General features: G+C 44.6%; 2 protein-coding genes. Both read left to right on the forward strand.

From position 1 onward, the window contains the following. Positions 1–845: 3-coathanger stack domain-containing protein (locus EGI22_RS15310; protein WP_255069318.1), on the forward strand; the 845-nt coding region annotated here is incomplete at its 5' end. Continuing rightward, positions 842–2288 (forward strand): fibronectin type III domain-containing protein (locus EGI22_RS15315; protein WP_255069319.1); only part of this gene is annotated, 1447 nt, incomplete at its 3' end. The genes EGI22_RS15310 and EGI22_RS15315, both read left to right, overlap by 4 nt.

Below are 2288 nucleotides of genomic sequence, written 5' to 3' on the forward strand. Positions count from 1 at the left end.
GTGGCGGCTGTAGTTCAGCAACGGCGACCACGCGTGTAACGATTACAAATAACCCAAGTGCCACTATCAGCTATGCCGGCACACCGTATTGTAGTACAGCCAGTCCAGCAAGTGTAAATATAACAGGCACGACAGGTGGCGGATTTACTTCAGCCCCAGCAGGCTTAACAATCAATGCAACCACAGGCCAGATCACGCCAAGCAGCAGTACGGCAGGCGTTTATACGGTAACCTACACGATAGCAGCAAGTGGCGGCTGTAGTTCTGCAACGGCGACCACGAGTGTAACGATAAGTAGTGGGCCACCTATAATCAATCAGCCTCAAAACGTAAGTATTTGCCAAGGCAACAACGCCACCTTTACGGTACAAACAAACTTGCAAGAAGTAACTTACCAATGGGAGGTAAACCTAGGAACAGGTTTTGTTCCAGTTGCAGCAAGTGCAGTTTATTCTGGTTATAACACCGCTACCTTGAGTCTGGCCTTCCCGCCAATTGGATATAATAACTACCAATACCGCTGCGTGGTTAGCAAAAACGGCTGTTCTGCTATTTCTAGTGCCGCTACATTGTCTATGTCAGGCTCGGCAGAAGCACTAAACATCGTCAATCTCACCCCCATCAGCGGTGTTTATATACAGACTGCTGTGGCATATACCATAGCTCTAAACAAGATAGAACTGAACGCCAATGTGCTTTTCAAGTCTGGCAATGCAATAGAACTTTTGCCAGGCTTTGAAACCAGAGCAGGTGCAGTGTTTGCAACCAAAATTGAAAGCCCGTGTGGTGTAAACTCAACCAACAACAGTATTTTTGAAAACCTACCAAAAGAAATCAAAAAATGAAAAAACTAAAATTAATTAGAACAATGAAAAAATTAGCTTTACTCCTTTTCTTGGTATTTTCTTCTGGAATAGGATTTTCAAAAACCTTGATCACCTCGGCAATGCAGGTGGGTAATACCAATAGCATCACCATCATCTGGGGTGAGACTGATGTGAATATCAACCCACCTTCAGTGACCTTGAATAGGTACCAGATTAAATACAAGCCTGTTGGCGGATTAGAGACAACGATAGATAACATCAGCAGTTCGCTCCGAACCTATACTTTGACAAACTTGATCTCTGGCCAAACCTACGAAGTAGAGCTCATAGAGGTCATCAGGGTAGTTATTCCTCCCTCGCCGTTCAACCCTTTTCCATATATAGATACAGCCATTGGCTCAGGTATAAGTTCAGTAGCTCTCAATGTTCCTCCAATAGCAGCCTGCACACCACTGACAGTATCTATAGGATCTAACTGTCAGGCCACGGTTACAGCAGCACAAATAGGAGCAGGCTCAAGTGACCCCAATGGCGATGACATCACTTATAGTATCAGCCCTGTCGGTCCATTTGGAGTGGGAGTTTATAATATATCGCTGACAGTAACTGACATTTATGGTTCATCAAGTACCTGCACAAATACACTGACGGTGGTTGACAACCAGGCACCAGTGGTGAGGCTCAAAGACGCCGTCATCAACCTTTCGTCAGATGGAATAGCTGCATTGACCTTAGCCCAGATAAACGATGGCATCACTGACAACTGCAATATAAGCAGCATCGAGCTCAGCAAGACCCAGTTTGGCTGTGACAATATGGGCAAAAATCTGGTGAGTGTAAGCGTAAAAGACGCCGCAGGCAACCAAACCACCCAATGGTGTACGGTGACGGTACTGGACGTAACAGCCCCCCAAGTATCAACTAAAAATGCTGTGATCTTCTTAAACTTTGATGGATATGCCACCTTAAACCCAGAGGACATAGATTTTGGCACATTTGACAAATGTAGCGTACACAAACTAAGTTTGAGCAAATCTGTATTTAGCTGCGAAAACGTAGGTTTCAACAGTGTTGACCTCATCGCTACCGATGCCTCTGGCAACGTATCCAAGGCCTCGGCCGTTGTGAAAGTAGTGGACAACACGCTGCCCTATCAAAGCAGCAAAAAGCTAGAAATAGAGCTAGACAAGGGTGCGGAGCTGATACTGGACAAAAACACCCCAAATTTGAATATATATGATGCCTGTGGTTTAAAATCCATAGATATTATTTCGGAAATAATAACCTGCGAAACCAAGTCAAAAACAGTAAATATAAGGGCAACCGACAAAAACGACAACGTTTTGGTAACTGACCTCAGCTTGGTAGTAAAAGACACCAAGTTTCCAGTAATAATTACCAAACCAGCCAAGCTATATCTAGACGCCAGCGGCCAAGCAATACTAAAAGCCACTGCTCTAG

Origin of the sequence: Lacihabitans sp. LS3-19 (genome assembly GCF_024343575.1) — a bacterium.
Lineage (GTDB): Bacteria > Bacteroidota > Bacteroidia > Cytophagales > Spirosomataceae > Leadbetterella.